General features: G+C 64.6%; 25 protein-coding genes and 1 pseudogene. 22 read left to right on the top strand and 4 right to left on the bottom strand.

What is annotated here, in order from left to right; translation table 11 throughout:
• Window positions 1-39: 39 nt before the first annotated feature.
• The 11 genes from SUTH_RS01410 to SUTH_RS01360 all read left to right on the top strand — a co-directional run bounded on the left by SUTH_RS01410 (window position 40) and on the right by SUTH_RS01360 (window position 9,659).
• Window positions 40-462, top strand: a complete 423-nt coding sequence (locus SUTH_RS01410; RefSeq protein ID WP_041096507.1) for a DsrE family protein — start codon at window positions 40-42, stop codon at window positions 460-462.
• A 47-nt stretch (window positions 463-509) separates the two neighbouring features.
• Window positions 510-935: a hypothetical protein gene (locus tag SUTH_RS01405; RefSeq protein ID WP_041096505.1), complete on the top strand. Its 426-nt coding sequence runs from the start codon at window positions 510-512 to the stop codon at window positions 933-935.
• Between the two features lie 84 nt (window positions 936-1,019).
• A complete protein-coding gene (gene cheY / locus SUTH_RS01400) occupies window positions 1,020-1,412 on the top strand; it encodes a chemotaxis response regulator CheY (protein ID WP_041096503.1) in 393 nt (130 codons plus the stop codon).
• A gap of 2 nt (window positions 1,413-1,414) precedes the next feature.
• On the top strand, window positions 1,415-1,972 hold the full coding sequence (locus SUTH_RS01395; RefSeq protein WP_041096501.1) for a hypothetical protein: 558 nt from the start codon (window positions 1,415-1,417) through the stop codon (window positions 1,970-1,972).
• A gap of 62 nt (window positions 1,973-2,034) precedes the next feature.
• Window positions 2,035-4,014, top strand: coding sequence for a thioredoxin domain-containing protein (locus SUTH_RS01390; protein WP_041096499.1), 1,980 nt, complete (start codon window positions 2,035-2,037; stop codon window positions 4,012-4,014).
• Between the two features lie 95 nt (window positions 4,015-4,109).
• Window positions 4,110-4,418 carry a c-type cytochrome gene (locus SUTH_RS01385; protein ID WP_041096497.1) on the top strand — a complete coding sequence of 103 codons (309 nt, stop codon included), beginning with the start codon at window positions 4,110-4,112 and terminating at the stop codon, window positions 4,416-4,418.
• 175 nt (window positions 4,419-4,593) lie between these two features.
• On the top strand, window positions 4,594-5,976 hold the full coding sequence (locus SUTH_RS01380) for a branched-chain amino acid ABC transporter substrate-binding protein (protein ID WP_052473043.1): 1,383 nt from the start codon (window positions 4,594-4,596) through the stop codon (window positions 5,974-5,976).
• Between the two features lie 76 nt (window positions 5,977-6,052).
• Window positions 6,053-7,039, top strand: a complete 987-nt coding sequence (locus tag SUTH_RS01375; RefSeq protein ID WP_041096495.1) for a branched-chain amino acid ABC transporter permease — start codon at window positions 6,053-6,055, stop codon at window positions 7,037-7,039.
• A gap of 106 nt (window positions 7,040-7,145) precedes the next feature.
• On the top strand, window positions 7,146-8,198 hold the full coding sequence (locus SUTH_RS01370; RefSeq protein WP_041096493.1) for an ABC transporter permease subunit: 1,053 nt from the start codon (window positions 7,146-7,148) through the stop codon (window positions 8,196-8,198).
• Window positions 8,195-8,965 (top strand): ABC transporter ATP-binding protein, encoded by a 771-nt coding sequence (locus SUTH_RS01365; protein ID WP_041096491.1) that lies wholly within the window; start codon window positions 8,195-8,197, stop codon window positions 8,963-8,965. Before SUTH_RS01370 ends, SUTH_RS01365 begins: the two co-directional genes overlap by 4 nt.
• Window positions 8,958-9,659, top strand: a complete 702-nt coding sequence (locus SUTH_RS01360) for an ABC transporter ATP-binding protein (protein WP_197539677.1) — start codon at window positions 8,958-8,960, stop codon at window positions 9,657-9,659. The genes SUTH_RS01365 and SUTH_RS01360 overlap by 8 nt, the downstream gene beginning before the upstream one ends.
• A gap of 48 nt (window positions 9,660-9,707) precedes the next feature.
• Here the strand turns inward: SUTH_RS01360 and SUTH_RS01355 are convergent, their stop codons facing one another.
• Window positions 9,708-10,754 (bottom strand): CDP-6-deoxy-delta-3,4-glucoseen reductase, encoded by a 1,047-nt coding sequence (locus SUTH_RS01355; RefSeq protein ID WP_041096487.1) that lies wholly within the window; start codon window positions 10,752-10,754, stop codon window positions 9,708-9,710.
• A gap of 14 nt (window positions 10,755-10,768) precedes the next feature.
• Here SUTH_RS01355 and SUTH_RS01350 point away from each other — a divergent pair, with 14 nt between their 5' ends.
• The 6 genes and pseudogenes from SUTH_RS01350 (at window position 10,769) to SUTH_RS20300 (ending at window position 15,209) form a co-directional block, all read left to right on the top strand.
• Entirely contained in the window at window positions 10,769-11,659 is an 891-nt protein-coding gene (locus SUTH_RS01350; protein WP_041096485.1) for an NAD-dependent epimerase/dehydratase family protein, read from the top strand.
• A complete protein-coding gene (locus tag SUTH_RS01345; RefSeq protein WP_041096483.1) occupies window positions 11,647-12,063 on the top strand; it encodes a CopD family protein in 417 nt (138 codons plus the stop codon). The genes SUTH_RS01350 and SUTH_RS01345 overlap by 13 nt, the downstream gene beginning before the upstream one ends.
• 2 nt (window positions 12,064-12,065) lie before the next feature.
• A complete protein-coding gene (locus tag SUTH_RS01340; RefSeq protein WP_041096481.1) occupies window positions 12,066-13,241 on the top strand; it encodes a THUMP domain-containing class I SAM-dependent RNA methyltransferase in 1,176 nt (391 codons plus the stop codon).
• On the top strand, window positions 13,238-13,756 hold the full coding sequence (locus tag SUTH_RS01335; protein WP_197539631.1) for a PAS domain-containing protein: 519 nt from the start codon (window positions 13,238-13,240) through the stop codon (window positions 13,754-13,756). The genes SUTH_RS01340 and SUTH_RS01335 overlap by 4 nt, the downstream gene beginning before the upstream one ends.
• Window positions 13,731-14,738, top strand: a pseudogene (locus SUTH_RS20160) (methyl-accepting chemotaxis protein); the annotation flags it as partial. The gene SUTH_RS01335 and the pseudogene SUTH_RS20160, both read left to right, overlap by 26 nt.
• A gap of 24 nt (window positions 14,739-14,762) precedes the next feature.
• On the top strand, window positions 14,763-15,209 hold the full coding sequence (locus tag SUTH_RS20300; protein ID WP_408054971.1) for a CZB domain-containing protein: 447 nt from the start codon (window positions 14,763-14,765) through the stop codon (window positions 15,207-15,209).
• Between the two features lie 7 nt (window positions 15,210-15,216).
• On the opposite strand, the gene SUTH_RS01325 is transcribed toward SUTH_RS20300, so the two are convergent.
• Both SUTH_RS01325 and SUTH_RS01320 read right to left on the bottom strand, forming a co-directional pair.
• Window positions 15,217-16,353 carry a PilT/PilU family type 4a pilus ATPase gene (locus SUTH_RS01325; protein WP_041096479.1) on the bottom strand — a complete coding sequence of 379 codons (1,137 nt, stop codon included), beginning with the start codon at window positions 16,351-16,353 and terminating at the stop codon, window positions 15,217-15,219.
• 121 nt (window positions 16,354-16,474) lie between these two features.
• Complete coding sequence (locus tag SUTH_RS01320) at window positions 16,475-17,518, bottom strand: type IV pilus twitching motility protein PilT (protein WP_041096478.1); 1,044 nt, start codon at window positions 17,516-17,518, stop codon at window positions 16,475-16,477.
• Between the two features lie 46 nt (window positions 17,519-17,564).
• Between SUTH_RS01320 and SUTH_RS01315 the strand changes: the two genes are divergently transcribed.
• From SUTH_RS01315 to SUTH_RS01295, 5 genes are all read left to right on the top strand, one after another.
• Window positions 17,565-18,251 (top strand): YggS family pyridoxal phosphate-dependent enzyme, encoded by a 687-nt coding sequence (locus tag SUTH_RS01315; RefSeq protein ID WP_041096476.1) that lies wholly within the window; start codon window positions 17,565-17,567, stop codon window positions 18,249-18,251.
• Between the two features lie 192 nt (window positions 18,252-18,443).
• Window positions 18,444-19,256, top strand: a complete 813-nt coding sequence (proC, locus tag SUTH_RS01310) for a pyrroline-5-carboxylate reductase (RefSeq protein WP_041096474.1) — start codon at window positions 18,444-18,446, stop codon at window positions 19,254-19,256.
• Window positions 19,256-19,834: a YggT family protein gene (locus SUTH_RS01305; RefSeq protein WP_041096472.1), complete on the top strand. Its 579-nt coding sequence runs from the start codon at window positions 19,256-19,258 to the stop codon at window positions 19,832-19,834. The genes proC and SUTH_RS01305 overlap by 1 nt, the downstream gene beginning before the upstream one ends.
• A 103-nt stretch (window positions 19,835-19,937) precedes the next feature.
• A complete protein-coding gene (locus SUTH_RS01300; RefSeq protein ID WP_041096470.1) occupies window positions 19,938-20,231 on the top strand; it encodes a DUF167 domain-containing protein in 294 nt (97 codons plus the stop codon).
• A 15-nt stretch (window positions 20,232-20,246) separates the two neighbouring features.
• Complete coding sequence (locus SUTH_RS01295; RefSeq protein WP_052473039.1) at window positions 20,247-21,383, top strand: DEAD/DEAH box helicase; 1,137 nt, start codon at window positions 20,247-20,249, stop codon at window positions 21,381-21,383.
• Between the two features lie 259 nt (window positions 21,384-21,642).
• Here SUTH_RS01295 and SUTH_RS01290 read toward each other — a convergent pair whose 3' ends face one another.
• Window positions 21,643-22,926 (bottom strand): dihydroorotase, encoded by a 1,284-nt coding sequence (locus SUTH_RS01290; RefSeq protein ID WP_041096468.1) that lies wholly within the window; start codon window positions 22,924-22,926, stop codon window positions 21,643-21,645.
• Window positions 22,927-23,028 lie beyond the last annotated feature (102 nt).

Below are 23,028 nucleotides of genomic sequence, written 5' to 3'. Positions count from 1 at the left end.
GCCGGCGGGCAACCCGCAGCAAGTCACCGGAGAATAGCAATGCATAAACTTTCCCTCGCCCTCGCACTCGGCCTCGCCTGCGCGCTGCCTGTTCAGGCCCAAAGCCCGGCTGAACTGCTCATCGGCATCAACTCCGGCGTGACGCAAACCCAGGGTGTTGCTCTGGTCCTGGCCAACCAGGCCGTGGCGCAAAAAGCCGCGGTCCGGATCCTGCTTTGCAGCGACGGCGGCCAACTGGCGGTCAAGGACAGGGAGTCGGCAATGCTCAAGCCGGCGAACAAGTCGCCCAAGGAAATGCTGCAAGGCCTGATGAAGGCCGGCGCCAAGGTCGAGGTATGTGCCTTGTTCCTGCCCAATAGCGACCTGAAGCCGACCGACCTTATCGAGGGCATCGGCGTTGCCAAGCCGGCCGATGTCGCGGCCTACATGTTGCAGCCGAACGTAAGGACCTTGAACTACTGAACCCCGACTCGTCTTTCCGTGCATAGCGAGTCCGAAGCGGTGGTTTCATGACCGAATTCCAGCGCCTCGACACCGGCCGGCTCTGGTCGGTGATGGGCTGGGACCAGTTGACGGAGTTCTGGAAGCGCATCGATCCAGCCGCCGGCTGGTATCTGCTGGCGGTCGGCGTCTCGCCAGCGCCGACTTTATGCGACGCTGCCGCCATCACCGCCTTCATCGCACGCATCGACGCCCTGTTGCGCGCGGAACACCATGAATCCTACTGCGGCATCGTCTACGCCGACGATCTCGAAAGCCCGCGGCTGATCAAGATTTACGATCCGAACAACCTGGGTTCCTCCTGCGGCTCCTCGAAAAACCCGCCGGGGCCGGGCTGGATCATGAGCCGCGTAGAGCCCGACGCAATCCCTGCGTCCCGACCGGCACCCGAAAACCGGAAGCGCTGGTGGCATGGTCTGCTCGGAGATAGCTAGGGAGTTCCCGCCCGTATTCGCGGTTTTAGCCCCTATCCGCTTAAGGCATAGTGCGTCCTATCAGATATCCGCACGGACAAAACCATGCCCGATCGCACCTCACTCAAGTTTCTGGTGGTCGACGACTTTTCGACCATGCGCCGCATTGTGCGCAACCTCCTGAAAGAACTCGGCTTCACCAACGTCGACGAAGCCGAGGATGGGGCCGTGGCGCTGACCAAGCTGCGCGAAGGCAATTTCGAGTTCGTCGTTTCCGACTGGAACATGCCCAACATGGACGGGCTCACGCTGCTGCAGAACGTGCGCGCCGACGCCAAACTCAAGACTCTGCCCTTTCTCATGATCACCGCCGAAGCGAAAAAGGAAAACATCATCGCCGCGGCACAGGCCGGGGCCTCCGGCTATATCGTCAAGCCCTTCACGGCCGCCACGCTGCAAGAGAAACTCGACAAAATCTTTGAAAAAATGGGGATCTGAACATGGCTGCAAAAAAGACGCCCGGCAAGAGCAGCAGCATCAAGAAGCCCGCAGCCCGCACCGCTACTCCCCGCAAACCCGCAGCCAAAGCGGCCGTACGCCGGCCGACGGCAACCCGCGCCACGGGCGCCGTACTGTCGGAACTCAAGTCGCTGGCGAAGGAACTCAACAAGGCGGCCAAGGGGCTCAGCAAGAAACGCAGCGGCAACCCCAAGGATGTCTCGACCATCCTCGGCAACGTCGAACGCATGACGGCGGAAGCCGCCACCAAATCGCTGATCGAGGCGGAAAGCGCCAAGCTGGTGGTGACCCGGATGTCCGACAGCCTGGGCCGCGACTGGAGTCGCAAGGACATCGAAGCCTCGCTCAAGGAACTCGGCGGCCATCTCACCAACATCATCGTCGCGCAGGAATTTCAGGATCTGGCCGGGCAGTCGATTCGCCATGCCCTGAAGGCGCTGGTCGGCGCCATCATCGTTACCGAAGGCGGCGGCCCGACCGAAGAAGGGCGTCTGTCGCAGAACGAAGTCGATAGCCTGCTCAAGGACCTGATGCCGTAAAGGTTATATCCGAGTATTTTTATCGGGTATTATCAAGGCCTCCGTTGTGAGGCCTTTTTTTTATGTCAACGCTTGTCAATCGGCTCGCCGCCGAAACCTCGCCTTACCTGCTCCAGCACGCCGAAAATCCCGTCCACTGGCAGCCCTGGGATGAGACGTCGCTCGCCCTGGCCCGCCGGGAAAACCGGCCGATCCTGCTGTCGATCGGCTATTCCGCCTGCCACTGGTGCCACGTCATGGCGCACGAATCCTTCGAGAACGCGGACGTGGCCGCGGTGATGAATCGCCTGTTCGTGAATATCAAGGTCGACCGCGAGGAGCGCCCTGACCTCGACCAGATCTACCAGACCGCACACCAGATGCTGACCCAGCGCACCGGCGGCTGGCCGCTGACCATGTTCCTCGCCCCGGACGGCACGCCCTTCTTCGGCGGCACCTACTTCCCCCGCGAGCCGCGCTATGGCCTGCCGGGCTTTGCCGACCTCTGCGAACGCGTGGCAGAAACCTTCCAGGGCCGCCGCGGCGACATCGAATCGCAGAATGCCGAGCTGCGCCGGGCCCTGGCCGGCACGGTGCCGGCAACAGAGGCCGCCGCCGACTTCGACCCGAAGCCGCTGGCCGACGCCGAACAATCCCTGGCTCACGCTTTCGACCCGGCTCACGGCGGCTTCGGCGGCGCGCCGAAGTTCCCGCATCCGACCGACCTGGCCTTCCTCCTGCGTCGCGGCGATGCGGCTTCGCGCCGGATGGCGCTGACCACGCTGACGCGCATGAGCGAGGGCGGCATCTACGATCAGATCGGCGGCGGCTTCAGCCGCTACAGCGTGGATGAGCGCTGGGAGATTCCGCATTTCGAAAAAATGCTCTACGACAACGGCCCGCTGCTCGCGCTCTGCGCCGATGCCTGGGCGCAGACCGGCGATCCGCTCCATGCCCGCATCGTCGAAGAAACCGCAAGCTGGGTGCTGCGTGAAATGCAGGCGCCCGAGGGCGGCTATTTTTCCTCTCTCGACGCGGACTCCGAAGGCGAGGAAGGCAAGTACTACGTATGGGATCGTGACGAGGTGAAGGCGCTGCTGACCCCGCAAGAGTCGGCGCTGGCGCTACGGCGCTGGGGCTTCGACGGCCCGCCGAATTTCGAAGGCCGGCATTGGCATGCGAAGATCGCCGCGCCGCTGCGCGACGAAGACATCCCGCTGCTTGCGACGGCGCGCCGAAAACTCTTCGCCGCGCGCGAGCAGCGCATCCGCCCCGGCCGCGACGACAAGGTGCTGACCAGCTGGAACGCGCTGATGATCGAAGGCATGGCCCATGCCGCACGCGTCTTCGAACGCGGCGAGTGGCTGGCATCGGCGCAGCGGGCGATGGATTTCATTCGTCGCACAATGTGGCGGGACGGGCGTTTGCTGGCAACGGCCAAGGACGGCCGCGCCCATCTCGACGCCTATCTCGACGATCACGCCTTCCTGCTCGCGGCACTGCTGGAACTGATGCAGGCCGAATTCCGCCGCGACGACCTGGCATTCGCCGTCGAACTGGCCGACACCCTGCTGGCCCGCTTCGAAGACCGCGACGCCGGCGGCTTCTTCTTCACCGCCCACGACCACGAAGCCCTGATCCATCGCCCCAAATCCGGCCACGACAATGCCACGCCGTCCGGCAACGGCGTCGCCGCGCATGCCCTGCAGCGGCTCGGACACCTGCTTGGCGACAGCCGCTATCTGGAGGCGGCCGAGAAAACCCTGCGGCTCTACTGGCCGCAAATCCACCGCTCGGCCACCGGATTCGGCAGTCTGCTGCGGGCCCTTGAAGAAGCACTCACTCCGCCGGAAATCATTATCCTGAGAGGCCCCGTCGCGCAGATGCGGGAGTGGCAGCACGCCCTTGGCGCCATGCCGCAGCGGCTTGTGCTGGCCCTGCCGAACGGAATTCAGGGCCTGCCCGTCACCCTGGCCAAACCCGAAACCGGGCATGTCAACGCCTGGGTGTGTCGCGGCGTTACTTGCTCAGCCCCGACAGAAAATCTGGAGGAGTTGGTTTGAAGATGTCGCGGATTCTCAGCGCGCCCTGAATCCGGTAACATGCGCGTCGGCTTGCGTTGTTCATTCATTCTTATCCACTTAACAAGGAATTCAACATGAAATCGGTATTGATCTCCGCGCTGGTTGCTGCCGGCGTTCTGGCTTCGGCTCCGGCCCTCGCCAACAAGGACCTCGCCACCAAGAGTGGCTGCATGGCGTGCCACGCTGTCGACAAGAAGCTGGTCGGCCCCGCCTATCAGGAAGTCGCCAAGAAGTACAAGGCCGCTGACGAAGCTGCCCTGGTTGCCAAGGTCAAGGCCGGTGGCAAGGGCGTCTGGGGTCAGATCCCGATGCCGCCGAATGCCGCCATCAAGGACGAGGACGTGAAGACCCTGGTCAAGTGGATTCTCGCCGGCGCCAAGTAATTCCGTTTCCGCATCCTGAAAGGCCGGTTCCGCCAAGTGCGGAACCGGCCTTTTGTTTGCCTGCAAAGCCGGGACAGCATTGACAAGTCCGGAGCAGAAGGCAAGAATCCACCCGGCTGATTTCCCATCCGCCGCATGAGCTGATCATCCCCCCCGACCTGAACGGAGCAACACCATGAATGTGCCCAAGAATGCCCTGTCGCTTTCCGTAATCGCCGCCGTTGCCCTGATGGGTTGCGGCAAGGAAGAACCGCCTCCCCCGCCGCCCGTGCAGGCGCCTCCGCCGCCCATGGTGGTCAAGATCGGCAGCGTCGCCCCGCTCACCGGCGGCATCGCGCACCTGGGCAAGGACAACGAGAACGGCGCGCGCCTTGCCATCGACGAAGCCAACGCGGCTGGCGTCAGCCTGGGTGGCAAGAAGGTCAAGTTCGAACTGATGTCGGAAGACGACCAGTCCGATCCGAAGGTCGGCAACACCGTGGCGCAGAAGCTGGTCGACGCCAAGGTCGCCGGCGTCGTCGGTCATCTGAATTCCGGTACCACCATTCCCGCCTCGGCCATCTACAACACCGCCAACCTGCCGATGATTTCCGGCTCCGCCACCAATCCGGCGCTGACCGAGCAGGGCTTCAAGGGCGTGTTCCGCGTCGTCGGCCGCGACGACCAGCAGGGCCCTGCCATCGCCAACTATCTGGCCAGCCAGAACAAGCCCAAGACCGTGGCCGTGATCGACGACGCCACCGCCTACGGCGAAGGCCTCGCCAACGAAGTCGAGAAGACCTTCAAGGCCGCCGGCATCAAGGTGCTGCCGCGCGAGAAGGGCACCGACAAGACGGTCGACTGGAAAGCCGTGCTGACCAAGGTCAAGGGCAAGAAGCCCGACGCCGTGTTCTACGGCGGCATGGACGCCACCGGCGGCCCGCTCCTGAAGCAGGCGCGCGAACTGAAGATGACAGCGGTATTCGCCTTCGGCGACGGCGCCTGTACCGACAAGATGGCCGAGCTCGCCGGCCCGGCCGCCGAAGGCCTGCTCTGCTCGCAGGCCGGCATTCCGGTCCAGGCCGCGGGCAAGAAGTTCCTCGACGCCTACAAGGCCAAGTTCAAGGTCGAACCCATCCTCTACTCGCCCTTCACCTACGACGCCGCCAACCTGCTGATCGCCGCCATGAAGAAGGCCGATTCGCCCGATCCGGCGAAGTACCTGCCGGCGCTTGCCGCCAGCGACTACACCGGTGCCAGCGGCAACATCCAGTTCGACGAGAAGGGCGACCGCAAGGACGCCGAGATGACGATCTTCACCTTGAAGGAAGGCAAGATCACGCCGATTGCCATCCTCAAGAGCGGCAAGTCGATGACGCTGGACGAGTATGCGCAGGCTACCGCGCCTGCTGCGCCGGCGGCACCCGCACCGGCTGCCGCTGGCGCTGCACCGGTGGCTGCTCCGGCTGCGACAGCGGCGCCGGCGGCTCCCGCTGCTGCGGCTCCCGCTGCACCGGCGGCACCCGCTGCGGCCCCTGCGCCGGCAGCTCCGGCAGCTCCGGCTGCACCAAAGAAGTAAGCCGCACCGGGCCAGAAAGGGGAAGTCGCCATCCGGCGACTTCCCTTTTTTTCAGCCTCGCGCACACTGACCCGCAATGGACATCCTGCTTCAGCAGATCATCAACGGCCTCACCACCGGCAGCGTCTATGCGGTCGTCGCCCTCGGTTACACGATGGTCTATGGGGTGATCCAGCTGATCAATTTCGCCCACGGCGAAGTGGTGATGATCGGCGCCATGGTGGCGTTTTCGATCATCACCTCGCTGGCGGGCAGCAGCCTGCCGCCGCTGGCAATCGTCCTGGCGGGCGTGCTGGCCGCCATTCCGGCCTGCATGCTGATGGGCTATCTGCTGGAACGCGTCGCCTACCGCCCGTTGCGCCACGCGCCACGACTGGCGCCGCTGATCACCGCGATCGGCATGTCGATCATCCTGCAACACCTGGCCCTGCTGGTCTGGGGCCGCAATCCGCTGGCCTTTCCGCAGATCATCGACAACCGCGTGTTCGCCATCGGCGGCGCGGCGATCAGCAGCGTGCAGGTCGCCATCATTCTTTTGTCATTGTCGATGATGGCCGGACTCTCCTGGTTCATCTATCGCACACGCTTCGGCATCGCGATTCGCGCCACGGCCGAGAACGTCCATGTCGCCGGCCTGATGGGCGTCAATGCCAACCGCGTGATCGCCGCCACCTTTGTCGTCGGCGCCGGCCTCGGTGCCGTGGCCGGCGTCATGTACGGCAGCTACTACGGCATCGCCCACTACACGATGGGCTTCAGCCTCGGCCTCAAGGCCTTCTCCGCGGCGGTGCTGGGCGGCATCGGCAACATCGCCGGCGCCATGCTCGGCGGCATCCTGCTCGGACTGGTGGAAGCGCTCGGCACCGGCTACGTCGGCGAGCTGACCGACCTGTGCCACTGGCCGATTGCCAGCGGAGTACTCGCCGGACACTGCGCCGACGGCGGCAACTTCGTGCTGTTCGGCAGCAACTATCAGGATGTGTTCGCCTTCCTGATGCTGATCCTGGTGCTGGTGTTCCGTCCCTCCGGCCTGCTCGGCGAACGCGTTTCGGAGCGGGCATGAAAGGCATCTCGACGCAAAGACGCAAAGGCGTAAAGGAGTTCAAGGGCAATACATGTCGTTGTCCTTCTTTGCGCCTTTGCGTCTTTGCGTCGAAAGAACCGTCTGCATGAAAACGCCGCGCGACCGCATTGGCCTGGCCCTGATCGCCGTCGCGCTGATCGCCCTGCCCTTCGTTCTCGCCTCGGCCGGCACGGCCTGGGTGCGCATCACCAATTTCGCCGTGCTGTTCGTGCTGCTGTCGCTGGGCCTCAACATCGTGGTCGGCTACGCCGGCCTGCTCGATCTCGGCTACGTGGCGTTCTATGCCGTCGGCGCCTATGTCTATGCGCTGCTGGCATCGCCGCATTTCGGCCTGCATCTGCCGTTCTGGGTCATCCTGCCGATCGGCGCCGCCGTGGCCTGCGTCGCTGGCGTCATTCTCGGTGCGCCCACCTTGCGCCTGCGCGGCGACTACCTCGCCATTGTCACGCTGGGCTTCGGCGAGATCGTGCGCATTTTCATGAACAACCTCTCGGCGCCGGTGAACCTGACCAATGGCCCGAAGGGCATCAACCGCATCGACCCGTTCCAGATCGGGCCGGTGAATTTTTCCAGCACCGACACGCTGGCCGGGCTCGCCTTCAGCGGGCCGATCAAGTACTACTATTTCCTGCTGCTGGTGCTGCTGGCCGTGATCGTGATCAACCGCCGCCTGCAGGATTCGCGCATCGGCCGCGCCTGGGTCGCCATCCGCGAAGACGAAATCGCCGCCAAGGCCAGCGGCATCAACACGCGCAACATCAAGCTGCTGGCCTTTGCCATGGGCGCCTCCTTCGGCGGCATCGCCGGCGGCATGTTCGCCGCGATGCAGACCTTCGTCAGCCCGGAAAGCTTCGTCCTCAACGAGTCGATCATGGTGCTGGCGATGGTGGTGCTGGGCGGCATGGGCAACATCTGGGGCGTGATCGCCGGCGCGCTGCTGCTCTCCTTCGTGCCCGAACTGCTGCGCTATACGGTCGAACCGGCGCAGCGCGCCCTGTTCGGCAAGCTGCTGGTTGATCCGGAGGTGCTGCGCATGCTGGTGTTCGGCGTGGCGCTGGTGCTGACCATGCGCTTCCGCCCCGCCGGCCTCTGGCCGGAAACCCGTCATCGCCGCGAGATGAACGAGAACCGCGCATGACCGGAATCCTGCTCGAAGCCCGCAACATCGGCAAGCGCTTCGGCGGCGTGCAGGCGCTCAAGGACGTTTCGCTGACCATCAACACGGGTGAAATCTACGGCCTGATCGGGCCCAACGGCGCCGGCAAGACCACGCTGTTCAACGTGTTCACCGGACTTTACCCGCGCGATGGCGGCGAGGTCCTGTTCGCCGGCGCGCCGCTCGATCTGGAATCCCCGCATGTCGTGGCCGCCGCCGGCATCGCGCGCACCTTCCAGAACATCCGCCTCTTCGCCAACATGACCGCGCTGGAAAACGTCATGGTCGGTCGCCACGTGCGCACCCGTGCCGGGGTGTTCGGCGCCATCCTGCGCACCCGCGCCGAGCGCGTCGAGGAAGCCGCGATCCGTCGCCGCGCGGACGAGCTGCTGCATTACGTCGGCATAGCCGATCGCGCCGACGACCTGGCGCGGAATCTTTGCTACGGCGACCAGCGACGCCTCGAAATCGCCCGCGCCCTGGCCACCGATCCGAAACTGCTGGCGCTCGACGAACCCGCCGCCGGCATGAACGCCACCGAGACCGGGGCACTGCGTGACCTGATCGAAGGCTTGCGCCGCGACGGCCTGACGGTGCTGCTGATCGAGCACGACGTCAAGCTGGTGATGGGCCTGTGCGACCGCGTTGCCGTGCTCGACTACGGCGAGAAGATCGCCGAGGACGTACCCGAGGCGGTACGCGCCAATCCGAAAGTCATCGAGGCCTACCTTGGCACTAGCGCTGCTTGAGGCGTTGAATCTTCACGTCCGCTACGGTGGAATTTCCGCCGTCAAGGGCATTTCCTTCGCTGTCGAGGAAAACGAGATCGTCTGCCTGATCGGCGCCAACGGGGCGGGCAAAACCTCGACGCTCAAGGCCCTGGCGCGCATGATTCCGTCGAGCGGCGAGATTCATTACCGGACCGAACGCATCGAAGCCGTGCCGAGCCACGACTTGATCGGCAGAGGGCTGGCGCTGGTGCCCGAAGGCCGCGGCATTTTCGCCCGCCTGACGGTCGCCGAAAACCTGGCGATGGGCGCCTACCACCGCCGCGATGCGACCGGCATCGCCGACGACTTCGAGCGCGTCTTCGCCCTGCTGCCGCGCCTCAAGGAACGCAAGGCGCAAGTGGCGGGGACGCTGTCCGGCGGCGAACAGCAGATGCTGGCGATCGGCCGTGCGCTGATGGGCCGTCCCAAGCTCCTGCTGCTCGACGAGCCCTCGATGGGCCTCGCGCCGCTGATGGTGGAGAAAGTGTTTGAAGTGATTCGCGCCGTCGCCGCGGAAGGCATGACCATCCTGCTGGTCGAGCAGAATGCCCGACTCGCGCTGGAAGTCTGCTCCCGCGGTTACGTGATGGAAAGCGGCCTCATCACCCTGGCCGACAGCTCCGCCGCGCTGCTCGCCGATTCGCGCGTGCGTGCCGCCTATCTGGGCGAATAGTTCAGGAGTCGGCGCTGGCGCTACGGCGAATCAGCGCCGCAAGTTCCGTTACGCGAGAGCGGCCGCGGCTGCGGGCGGCGCAAACGTAAACGCATCGGCGAAAAACTCCTCGGCCGGCAGGCCCCGCGCAAGAAATTCGGCACGCGCGGCATCGATCATGGCCGGCGCGCCGCAGGCATAGACCTGATAGGTGGAAAGGTCCACGTGGTCTTCCAGCACGGCACGATGGACCAGCCCCGTGCGCCCGTTCCATGCGTCCTGCGCCGTCGCGTCGGACAACACCGGCATGTAGCGAATGTGGTCGTGCGCCGCCGCCCAGCTTTCGGGCAGATCGGGCAGGTAGAGACCGGCCTTGTTGCGCGCGCCCCAGTAGATTTCCATGGGCCGCACGATGTGGTTGTGAATGGCATGCTCGACCAGCGCCTTGATCGGCGCGAAGCCGGTGCCGCCAGCCAGCAGGATCACCGGCTTGCTCGATTCCTCGCGCAGGAAGAAGCTGCCGTAGGGTCCCTGGAAGCGCAGGATGTCCTTTTCCTTCATGCCGCCGAAGACATGGCCGGTGAACTCGCCGCCGGCGATCAGGCGCACATGCAGTTGCAGAAAGCCATCGTCATGCGGCGCATTGGCGATCGAGAACGCGCGGCGCTTGCCGTCCTTGAGCAGGAACTCGATGTACTGGCCGGCCAGGAACTGCAAACGCTCGTTGACCGGCAGCTTTAGGCTCAGCACGATCACGTCGTCCGCCACACGCTCCATCTTCTGCACCCGGCAGGGCATGATCTTGACCGGGATATCTTTCGCCGTACCCACCTCGCGGCATTCGAGCACCAGGTCGGAGAGCGGCTTGGCGCAGCAGAACAGCGCCAGCCCGCCGGCGCGATCGGCGGTGGACAAGGCATGCTCCTGTGCGGCACCGTGATCCACCAGGCCGTCGATGACCTTGCCCTTGCAGGCGCCGCAGGCGCCGTTGCGACAACCGTAGGGCAGGGTCAGCCCGGCATCGAGGGCCGCCTGCAATACCGAGTCGCTGCCGTCGGTGGTGAAGCTGTGCCCACTGGGCTGAAGGGTGACGCGAAATGGGGCAAGTGAGGCCATGCGATAATTGTCCGATGCGTAGATTGCTGATCATTGGTTGCGGCGATGTCATGCGCCGCGCGCTGCCGCGGCTTGTGCAGCGCTGGCAGGTGCTGGCACTGGTGCGAAGCCGCGACCCGCAACTGGCAGCGCTGGGCATCACGCAGATCGAGGGCGACCTCGACCAGCCCGACACCTTGACGCGACTGGCCGGCATCTCCGACGCGGTGATCCACAGCGCGCCACCGCCGCCGCAGGGCACGGGGGACACGCGAACACGGAATCTGCTTGCCATCCTGCAGCGCGGGAAAAGTCTACCACGGCAGCTTGTCTACATCAGCACCAGCGGCGTCTATGGCGATTGCGGCGGTGCCCGGGTGAGCGAGACGCGCAGCCCCGCGGCACAGTCGGCGCGGGCGGCACGGCGAGTGGATGCCGAGCGGCGCCTGCGCCGGTTCGGGCGCGACGAGCGGGGGTTGTGTCGCGTCAGCATTTTGCGTGCACCGGGCATCTATGCCGGCGACCGGCTGCCGCTGGAACGCCTGCACAAAGGCCTGCCACTCATGCTGCACAACGAGGACAGCCACACCAACCATATCCATGCCGATGACCTCGGCCGCGCCTGCATCGCGGCTCTGGCGCACGGACGGGCCAACCGCGTCTATAACATCAACGACGATTCGTCGCTGGCGATGGGCGAATGGTTCGACGCGCTGGCCGATGCCTTTGCGCTGCCGCGCGCGCCGCGCCTGCCGCGCGAGGAAGTCCGCCGCGCCGTGCCGCCGATGCAATGGTCGTTCATGACGGAATCGCGGCGGCTCGACAACACGCGGATGAAACGGGAGTTGCGGCTGCGGCTGCGCTACCCGACGGTAACAGAAGGAATTTCAGCAGCCGTCATTGGGGAGGCATCATGCTCTGGATAAAAGCCTTTCACATCGTCTTCGTGGTGAGCTGGTTCGCCGGACTTTTCTACCTGCCGCGCATATTTGTCAACCTCGCCATGGTGCCGGCCGAGAGCACCGCCGAACGCGAGCGCCTGCTGCTGATGGCGAGGAAGCTGTTTCGCTTCGTCACGCCGATCGGCGTACTGGCGGTCGCGCTGGGACTCTGGCTCTGGTTCGGCTTCGGCTTCAGCGGCGGCTGGCTGCATGCCAAGACGGCGCTGGTGATCGGCCTCGCCGGCTACCACGTCTGGTGCGGCATGCTGCTCGCCGAATTTTCCAGCGGCACCTCGATCAAGACGCACCTGTGGTTCCGCTTCTTCAACGAAGTACCGGTGCTGGCACTGATCGTCATCTGCATTCTTGTCGTGGTGAAACCCTTCTGAGCATGAACCACTATTTCACCACCTGCCCGCGCGGGCTCGAGGCGCTGCTTGCCGAAGACCTCGCCGCCGCCGGCGGCAAGGACATTGCCACCGTGCCGGGCGGCGTCGGCTGCAACGGCAGCACTGAAACCGGCTACCGCATCAACCTCGAATCGCGCATTGCGACGCGGGTCTTGTGGCGCGTCGCGCGCGGCGGCTATCGCAGCGAAGCCGAGGTCTATCAACTGGCCTACGACGTCGACTGGTCGAAGCTGTTCTCCGTCGATCGCTCGATTCGCGTCTATGTCACGGCGATCCGTTCGCCGCTGAAGAGCATCGAGTTCATCACGCTGAAGGTCAAGGACGCGGTCTGCGACCGCTTCCGCGCCGAAACCGGACGGCGGCCCAGCGTCAATACGAAGCACCCGGAAGTGCGCATCCACCTGTTCGTCACCGAGCAGCAGGCCACGCTCTATCTCGACACCTCCGGCGAACCGCTCTACATGCGCGGCCACAAGCTGGCCAAGGTCGGCGCGCCGCTCAAGGAAAACCTTGCCGCCGGCATCCTGCGCCTTTCCGGCTGGCAGCCGGGCACACCGTTGCTCGATCCGATGTGCGGCAGCGGCACCTTCCTGCTCGAAGCGGCGCAGATGTGCCTCGACGACGCGCCGGGGCTGTCACGCGAACCGGGCGACTTCGGCTTCGAGCATCTCAAATCCTTCGATGCCGGCCTCTGGCGCAAGCTGCAGCGCGAAGCCGCAGAGCGCCGCCGCGAGGCGACGGCCTTGCCGCTGTTCGGCAGCGACATTGCCGCCGATGCGGTCGCCCGCACGCGGCAGAATCTGGCCGGGGCCGGGCTCGACGATCTGGTCACGCTGCAGCAGGCCGATCTGCTGACACGCCCGGCGCCGGCACCAGCGGGCGTCATGGTGGCCAATCCGCCCTATGGCGAACGGCTCGGCAGCGAAGAGGAACTGGCGGCCTTCTATCCGAAACTGGGCGATGCCCTCAAGCAGCGCTTCGCCGGCTGGAGCTGCTGGTTCCTCTCCGCCGACACGCAACTGCCCAAACTGATCCGGTTGCAGACCTCGCGCAAGATCCCGCTCTACAACGGCGCGCTCGAATGCCGCCTGTACAATATTCAAATTGTCGCCGGATCATTGCGGCGCAATGCTCTTACAGGAGATTCTGCATCTTGAAGCAACGGATCCAACCGGTCGGCAGGGAGAAACTGATGCGCGAGGAGGACTTCATCGTCTCCAAGACCGACTTGAAGGGGCGCATCACCTACGGCAACCGCATCTTCGTCGAATTCTCCGGATACACGGCGGCGGAACTGCTCGGCGCCCAGCACAACATCATTCGCCATCCGGACATGCCGCGCGGGGTGTTCAAGTTCCTCTGGGACACGATCGGTGCCGAAAAGGAGTGCTTCGCCTATGTCAAGAACATGGCGAAGGACGGAAGTTTTTACTGGGTGTTTGCCAACGTCACCCCCGACTACGACGATCAGCGCCGCGCCACCGGCTACTTTTCGGTACGCCGGCAGCCCAAGCGCGGCGCGGTCGATGCGATGGCCGACGTATACCGCGCGATGCTGGCCGAGGAACAGCAGGCGGGGCCGCGCGACGCCAGCGATGCATCGCTGGCATGGCTGAACAACGTACTGACGCAAAAAGGCACAGGCTATGATGAGTTCATCCTTTCTCTCTAGGGCGCGCTTCCAGCTCGGCCTGCTCAATGCCCTTCTGTTTGCCGGACTGATCCTCGCGATCGCCGCGGCCGGGCCGGGCGCCGGACTGGCCGCAGCCGGGCTTCTCGCAGTCGGGATTGCCAGCAGCCTGGTCTTCCTCGGCCGGCTGCGCGGCGCCCTGCAGCCGCTGGAAGACATTGCCGGCATCATGGCCGACGTCGCCGCTGGACGGGTCGGGCGCCGCGTCACGCGCATTACAGACAGTCAGGAGTTGTCCGCGATTTGCTGGGACTTCAACGACATGCTGGACCAGCTGGAGACGTGCTTTCGCGAGCAGCGCACGGTGCTGGCTTGCGCCGCCGAGGGCCGCTTCCACCGCCGAGCCTATCCGGCGGGCCTGCACGGCGTGTTCCACGAGGCGCTGGAGCGCACCAATGTTTCGCTGGAAGCCATCGCCCAGAACGCGCGCTTCGAACAACGCAACAAGCTACTCTCGGCACTCGGCCAGTTGAATTCGGAGAACCTGCTGAAGAACCTGCGCATGAACCAGAAGGACATGCGCGGCATTTCCGAATCAACCTCTCTTCTGTCTGACCTGGCGCGGCAAAACGTCGCCAACGCCGAGGCCAGCCAGGACCAGGTGATCCAGGTGGTGAATGCGCTAAACACCATCACCGACAGCGTCAACCAGAACAGCACCGCACTGGGCAACTTCAATCAGCTCTCCGAGGAAGTCAGTCGCTCGGTCAGCGTCATTTCCGAGATTGCCGACCAGACCAACCTGCTGGCACTGAATGCCGCGATCGAGGCGGCGCGTGCCGGCGAGCAGGGTCGCGGCTTCGCCGTGGTGGCCGACGAAGTGCGCAAGCTGGCGGAAAAGAGCAAGACCGCCTCGCGCGAGATTTCGACGGCAATGCACAAGCTGCGCGAGGATGCCGGCAGGATGCTGGCCGACTCGGAAACCGTGCGCGACATGGCGCAAGACTCGCGGGCACAGGCGTCGGGAGCGGAACAACGCTTCATCGCCATGGCGCAGTCAGCGCGCCAGGCCATGGACCGTATCACCTTCGTGCACGATGTCAGCTTCATCTCGCTGGCCAAGGTGGACATGCTGTTCTACAAGCAGAACGCCTACATCGGCGTCATCACCGGCGGCGACTCGAAGGAATCGCACTCGGTGGTGGATGTCGACATGCATGACTGCCGCTTCGGCAAATGGTACGACCAGCAGTCGCACAATGGCTATGCCTCGGTACCCGCTTTCGGCAAGATCAGGGAACCGCATGCCGCGCTGCATGAAAACATGCGGGATGCGATGGCGCTGGCTGCAAAGGACTGGGAGCGCAGCGCCTCCAACCGGCACTGCATCCTCGAGAAATTCCGTGCCGCCGAGGCGGCCAGCGACCAGGTGTTCACCCTGCTCGGCGAGATGGTCGACCAGCGCCACCAGGCGCAGGGAGTGGAGCTGTTCTGAAGCGGTTCTAGACGATGTCGAGGTGCTGGATGCCGCTGTTGCGATCCATCTCCTGCGACTGCTTGCTGTGCAGCTTGATCATGAGCCGCACTTCGTTCATCGAATCGGCAAAACGCAGGGCATCGTCGTAACTGATGCGACCTTCCTCGAAGAGGTCGAAGAGCGCCATGTCGAAGGTCTTCATGCCGAGTTCCCTGGACTTCTTCATGATCTCCTTGACCTCGTGAATTTCGCCCTTGAAGATCAGGTCGGCAATCAGCGGGGAATTGAGCAATATCTCCACCGCCGCCGCGCGGCCCTTGCCTTCCTTCACAGGGATCAGGCGCTGCGAGACGATGGCCTTGAGGTTGAGCGAGAGATCCATCAACAGCTGCGGCCGACGCTCTTCCGGGAAGAAGTTGATGATGCGATCGATCGCCTGGTTGGCGTTGTTGGCGTGCAGCGTGCCCATCGCCAGATGGCCGGTTTCGGCAAAGGCGATGGCGTGCTCCATCACTTCCCGGTCGCGGATTTCACCGATCAGGATGACGTCGGGCGCCTGGCGCAGGGTGTTCTTCAGCGCGATTTCCCATGAGTCGGTATCGACGCCGACCTCGCGCTGGGTAATCACGCAATTGCGATGGTCGTGAACATATTCGACCGGGTCTTCGATGGTGATGATGTGGCCGTAACTGTTCTGGTTGCGATAGCCGATCATGGCCGCCAACGAGGTCGACTTGCCGGAACCCGTGCCGCCGACGAACAACACCAGGCCGCGCTTGGTCATCACCACGTCCTTGAGTACCGGCGGCAGCTTGAGGTCTTCCATTTCCGGAATCGCCACGTTGATGGTGCGCAGGATCATGCCGACGCGGCCCTGCTGGACGAAGGCATTGACGCGGAAGCGGCCGATACTGGCGGGGGAGATCGCGAAGTTGCATTCCTTGGTCGCCTCGAACTCGGCGGCCTGCTTGTCGTTCATGATCGCGCGCGCCAGCTCCTGCGTGTGCTGCGACGACAAGGGCTGGGTGGTCGCCGGCGTCATCTTGCCGTCGATCTTCATCGCCGGCGGGAAGCCGGAGGTAATGAACAAGTCGGAGCCCTTCTTCTGCATCATCATCGTCAGAAGCTGGTACATGAACTTCAGGCCTTCATCGCGTTCCATTTTCTACCTCGACTTCAATATTGAGCCGCGCTGCGGCGAACTAACTTGGTCACCTCCCCCGCGAGGGGGAGGCCGGGAGGGGGCGGGCGTCTAATTTGCCACAAAGACAACCTCCCCGGCTTTAGCCGGGGAAGTTGTCTTTGTTGGCGGCCTTGGCGCGCGCCTCGCTCGGAGCGATGACCTTTCTCTTCACCAGGTCCTGCAGGTTCTGGTCCAGCGTCTGCATGCCGAACTGCTGGCCGGTCTGGATCGCCGAATACATCTGCGCCACCTTGGCCTCGCGAATCAGGTTGCGGATGGCCGGCGTGCCGACCATGATCTCGTGCGCAGCAACGCGGCCGGTGCCGTCCATGGTCTTGCACAGGGTCTGCGAGATCACCGCCCGCAGCGATTCCGACAGCATGGCGCGGATCATTTCCTTTTCCGCGGCGGGGAAGACGTCGATGATCCGGTCGATGGTTTTCGCCGCCGACGAAGTGTGCAGCGTGCCGAACACCAGGTGGCCGGTTTCGGCGCCGGACATGGCGAGGCGGATGGTTTCCAGGTCGCGCATTTCGCCGACCAGGATCACGTCCGGGTCTTCGCGCAAGGCCGAGCGCAGGGCGTTGTTGAAGGACAGGGTATGCGGACCGACCTCGCGCTGGTTGATCAGGCACTTCTTGGATTCGTGCACGAATTCGATCGGGTCCTCGACGGTGAGGATGTGGCCGTATTCGCTCTCGTTCTTGTGATTGACCATCGCGGCCAGCGTGGTCGACTTTCCCGAACCGGTCGGCCCCGTCACCAGCACCAGGCCGCGCGGATAGTCGGCCAGTTCTTCAAAGATTTTCGGCGCCTTGAGTTCCTCCAGCGAAAGGATTTTCGACGGAATGGTCCGCATCACCGCCGCCGCGCCGCGGTTCTGGACAAAGGCATTGACGCGGAAGCGCGCCAGGTTCGGCACCGCGAACGAAAAGTCGCACTCGAGATTTTCCTCGTAGGACTTTCGTTGCCCGTCGTTCATGATGTCATAGATCATGGCATGCACATCCTTGTGCTCCATGGCCGGCAGGTTGATGCGCCGTACGTCGCCATGGACGCGGATCATCGGCGGCATGCCTGAGGACAGATGCAAATCGGACGCCTTGTTCTTGACGACGAAGGTGAGCAGTTCGGTGATGTCCATGAGCGCTTTCCTGTAGAGGGGGTGCGATATACTTTGAAAACGCTATATGACAACAATCGCCGCCAACTTGCAAGCTGTGCGTGCACGCATTGCCGCTGCCTGCATCGCCGCCGGTCGGCCGCTGGAAGCGGTGCGATTGCTGGCCGTTTCCAAGACCTGGCCCGCCGCCAGCGTGAGGGAAGCCGCCGTCGCGGGGCAGCGCGCATTTGGCGAGAACTACGTGCAGGAAGCCATCGACAAGAAAGCGGAACTGGCCGGCCTGGATGCCGAACCGGGCCTGGAATGGCATTTCATCGGGCCGCTGCAAAGCAACAAGACACGGCCGGTGGCGGAAAACTTCGCCTGGGTGCACTCGGTGGATCGCCTCAAGATCGCCGAACGGCTCTCCGCGCAGCGCCCGCCGGACAGGGCACCGCTACAGATATGCCTGCAGGTGAATGTCTCCGGCGAGGCGTCGAAAGGCGGCTGTTCGCCAGCGGAAGTTCCCGCGCTGGCGCATGCGATAGCCGCCTTGCCGCGACTCAGGCTGCGCGGCCTGATGGCCATTCCCGAGCCCAGTGACGATCCGGCGCGGCAGCGCGAGCCGTTCGCCGTCCTGCGCCGGCTGCGCGATGCGCTGGACATCGAGCTCGATACCCTGTCGATGGGCATGAGCCACGATCTGGAAGCGGCGATAATGGAGGGCGCCACCATCGTGCGCGTCGGCACGGCAATCTTCGGACAACGGAATTGATATGACCTACCCCCCAACCCCCTTCCCACGGCTGGCTTTGCACAGCCAGCCGGCTGCGGCAGCACGGAGCAGTGCTCCGCGAAACCCTGCCTTCGCCCCAAGGAAGGGGATGACTACGGTTCGCAAGCTGCGCTTGCTCCGATTCATTGGCTGGTCGTCTCCTTGGGGCGGCCCCGCGGAGACGACATCGACATGAAAATCACCTTCATCGGCGGCGGCAACATGGCCGTGGCCCTGATCGGCGGCCTGCGCAAGCAGGGCTTTTCCGCTGCCGCCATACAAGTGGTGGAGCCGTTCCAGGAATCCCGCGACAGGCTTGCCGAAACCTTCGGCGTGCGCTGCGCGGCCGCGGTCGATGCCGCGGCGCTCAACTGCGAGATCCTGATTCTCGCCGTGAAGCCGCAGCAACTCAGGGAAGCCGTCGCCCCGATTCGCGGCAAGCTCACCGACCAACTGGTGGTGAGCATCGCTGCCGGCCTGCGCATGGCCGACATTTCGCGCTGGCTGGGCAATTACCGCAAAGTGGTGCGTACCATGCCCAACACGCCGGCCCTGATCGGCGCCGGCATTACCGGCCTGTGCGCCGACCCGAGCGTGGACCTGGAGGGACGCACCGCGGCGGAAAGGATTCTCAAGGCGGTCGGCAGCACGGTATGGATCGATGACGAAACGAAAATGGATGCCGTCACCGCCGTTTCCGGCAGCGGGCCGGCCTATGTGTTCTATTTTCTCGAAGCCATGGAGGCCGCCGCGCTCAATCTGGGTTTTGCTCCGGGCAGCGCACGCCAACTGGCGGTTGAAACCTTTCTCGGCGCCGCCCGGCTGGCGGAGCAGAGCAGCGAGTCGATCTCGACCTTGCGCGAGCGCGTCACCTCCAAGGGCGGCACCACCGAGGCAGCGCTGCTGTCCTTCGGCGCCAACGACATTGCCGGCGCCATCGAGCAAGGCATCCTTGCCGCCGAAGCGCGCGGCCGGGAACTCGGCGACATGCTGGGTAAAGACTGATGCTGGCGCAGATAGTCCTGTTTGTCCTCGACACCGTTTGCGGCTTCCTGACGCTGGCGCTGCTGGTGCGGTTCGCCATGCAATGGGCGCGCACGCCATTCCGCAATCCGCTCGGGCAGTTCATCGTGGCCGTCACCGACTGGATGGTGCGTCCGCTGCGCCGCATGGTTCCCGGCCTGTTCGGCCTGGACATGGCGAGCCTGCTGCTGGCCTGGCTGTGGCAGGTGGCCTATCAGGGCATCGCGCTGGGCTTTTCCGGGGTACTGCTCGCCGTGTCGCCAGCGCCGACTCTCGTGGTTGCCCTGCTGGCGCTGCTGGAGGTGGCGAAAATCAGCCTGTATCTGGTGATGGGCGCCGTGCTGGTGTCGGCGGTGTTTTCCTGGGTGAACCCCCATGCACCGCTGGCCGATGTGTTCAACACGCTGACGCGGCCGTTGCTGCGGCCCTTCCGCCGGGTCATACCGCCGGTGGGCGGCGTGGACCTCTCGCCGCTGGCGCTGCTGCTGGTGCTGCAAATCGCCCTGTTCGTCGTCGCCAGCCTGCGCAACGGCGTGCTGCCGATGATGCTCGTGCAATGAACGACTTAACCCCCAGCCCCTTCTCCATGAGAAGGGGTGATCGCGGTTCGCTGCGCTCGCAAGCTTTTGACGGATCTGCCTTGGGGCGGCCCGGCGGCAGATCATGACCTGGCTGACCGCCGACGATCAGGGCGTGACGCTGCGCTTGCACATCCAGCCCGGCGCGAAAAAAACCGAAGCGGTTGGACTCCACGGCGAAGCACTGAAAATCCGGCTCGCCGCGCCGCCGGTGGATGGCAAGGCCAATGCCTGCCTGATCGCGTTTCTCGCCGATCGGCTGGGTGTCGCCAGGGCGGCGGTCAGCCTGGTCAGCGGCGAGTCGTCCCGCGCCAAGCGGGTGCGCGTATGCGGTGTCGACCGGACATCGGTCGCCGGGGCATTCCCGATTCATCACTGATTCGGCGTTCCCGGCATGACATCCCGCATTGAACGATTCGATCAATTTGAATTCTCCGCCCCGCTGATGCGAAGGCTGAAGGAATCCGGCCACGACATACCGTCGCATCTCCAGGTCGCGTGCATTCCGTCGCTGCTGGCCGGCCGTGACCTGCTCGCCCATGCCGACACCGGCACCGGGCGGACCATGGCCTTCGTGCTGCCGCTGCTGGAAACCCTGGATATCGACCGTGGGCAACCCCAGGTGCTGGTACTGACGCCCTCAGACGAAACCTCGCTGCATGTCGCGGAGGTCTTTCAGGACTACGGAAAATATCTCCCGAACTTTCATGTGCTGCCGATCTATCACCAGAGCTCGTCGATCCAGTTGCGCCAGTTGAAGCGCGGAACCCATGTGGTGGTGGGCACGCCGCGCCGGGTCGCGCATCATGTCGATAACAGTTCCCTGAGCCTCGACGGGATCGGGCGCCTGGTGCTCGACGAAGCCGATGCGATGCTGCGCGAAGGCTTCATCGACGATATCGAGCGGCTTCTCGATCACACCGACGCCCGAAGCCAGATCGCGATCTTCTCCGGAACCCTGCCCGTGCGCCTGCGCCAACTCGTGCAGCGACGCTTGCGCAAGCCCGTGAAGGTAAGGGGAACGGAAAAATCGGCGGTGGCCCCTCCGGCCCGGCTGCGCTACTGGCAGGTGGACAGCGCGGCGAAGCTCAATGCATTGACGCGCATTTTCGAAGTGGAGCCGGGTTTCGACGCGGCTGTCGTGTTCGTTCGCGGCAAAGCCACCGCCCTGAAGCTGACCGAAAAGCTGCGAGCGCGCGGCTATGCGGCGGAAGCACTCGGCGCCGACTCGCCGCGCAAGCAACGCACGCAGGCGTTCGATCGCTTCAGGAACGGAGCGATCGACATCGTGGTCGGCACCGATCTGGCGGTCGAAGGACTCGATGCCACGCGCCTGACCCACGTCATCAGCTACGACATGCCCTGCGACGCCGCATCCCATGTGCGCCGGATCGCGCATCTGGACAAGGCCAAACGCGGAGCTACCGCGATCCTGCTGGTCGCGCCGCGTGAAATGGCCATGCTGCACAGCATCGAGCACGCCACGCAACAGGTGATCGCGCCCCAAGTGCTGCCGGAGCGCTATCGCTAGGTAGGCCGCGCGTGGGAACTCAGAGCTTGTGAAGAAATCGTCCCCCAAGGGGACTTCCTTCGGGGCGTAGCCGCGTGGCCGCAGCGGGGTGCGGCCGGAGCGCAGCTACCGGAATGTACGTCTCTGTACATGAGGGCGAGGCGGGGTTTCGCAAAGCATGCTTTGCGCCGCCGCAGCCGGCCCGCTGTGCAAAGCGGGCCGTGGAAGAGCACCGCCCAAACCCCGATCCGGCGCGCGCAGTAGATTTATTCACAAGCTCTCAGCCCAGCGTGCCGTCGAAAGCCAGGTGGCCGTCGATCAGGGTATAGCGCACGCGACCGGAAAACTCCTGGCCGAGGAAGGGCGTGTTCTTGCCCTGGCTGCGAAGATTTTCGCGACTGGCCTTGAACCCGGCCGCCGGATCGAACACGCAGATGTCGGCGGCGGCGCCCGGCGCCAGATTGCCGGCCTTGACGCCGAGAATGCGCGCCGGATCGGAGGTAACGCGGGCCAGCGCCGTCAGCAGCGGCAGCTTCATTTCCTGCGCCCACTTGAGGGTCAGCGGCAGCAGCAGTTCGAGTCCGGTGGCACCGACTTCGGCTTCGTCGAAGGGCATCTGCTTGCCGTCGTCATCGACCGGCGTGTGGTCGGAACACAGCGCGTTGATCGCGCCCGAGGCCAGGCCTGCGCGCAAGGCATCGCGATCGCCCGTGGAGCGCAGCGGCGGATCGAGCCGGGCGTGGGCGTTGAAGAAGCCGATGTCCATCTCGCAGAGGTGCAGGTGATGGATCGCCACGTCGCAGGTCACCGCGATGCCGGCGGCGCGCGCGGCGACGATCATGTCGACGCCGGCAGCCGACGAAATGCGGGTCACGTGCACCCGCGCGCCGGTCTCGCGCGCCAGATGCAATATGGTCGCCAGGGCGATGGTTTCCGCCGCCACCGGAATGCCGGCCAGCCCGAGGCGCGCCGCAACTTCGCCGTCGTGGGCGACGCCCTTGCGAGCCAGGAAGGGGTCCTGCGCCTGCAACCAGACCGGGAAGTCGAAAGTCGCCGCGTACATCATGGCGCGCAGCAGCACCTGCGTATCGACGATCGCGCGATTGGCCTGGCCGAATGCGACACAGCCGGCTTCGGCCAGCTCCGCCATTTCGGTCAGCGCCTTGCCTTCGAGTTGCACGGTGAGGGCGCCCACCGGATGGACGTGGGCAAACTCGGGCAAGCGCGCCCGGTGCGTCAGCATTTCCACCAGCCCCGGCTCGTCCAGCACCGGATCGGTATCCGGCGGGCAGGCCAGTCGAGTCACGCCGCCGGCAGCCGCGGCGGCCATTTCGGATTCAAGCGTGGCGCGGTATTCAAAGCCCGGTTCGCGCAGCCTTGCAGCCAGATCGATCAGCCCCGGACAGACGATGCACCCCGTCGCATCGAGCACGCTGTTGGCCTCGAATCCGGCCGGCGCGGCGCCAACGCCGACTATGCGACCGGCAGCGATGAACAGGTCGAGCGCCTTGTCGGTCTTGCTCGCCGGGTCGATCAGGCGACCGTTCTTGATATGGATTTTCATGCTGCCTCCGCCGGGCCGCCCCAAGGAGGCAGCCAACCAACACTACGGAGCGGGCATAGCCCGCGAACCAAAGTCACCCCCTTCCACGGGAAGGGGGATGGG

The organism is Sulfuritalea hydrogenivorans sk43H, assembly GCF_000828635.1.
Classification (GTDB): domain Bacteria; phylum Pseudomonadota; class Gammaproteobacteria; order Burkholderiales; family Rhodocyclaceae; genus Sulfuritalea; species Sulfuritalea hydrogenivorans.
This window is presented reverse-complemented; position numbering and strand designations above follow the sequence as displayed.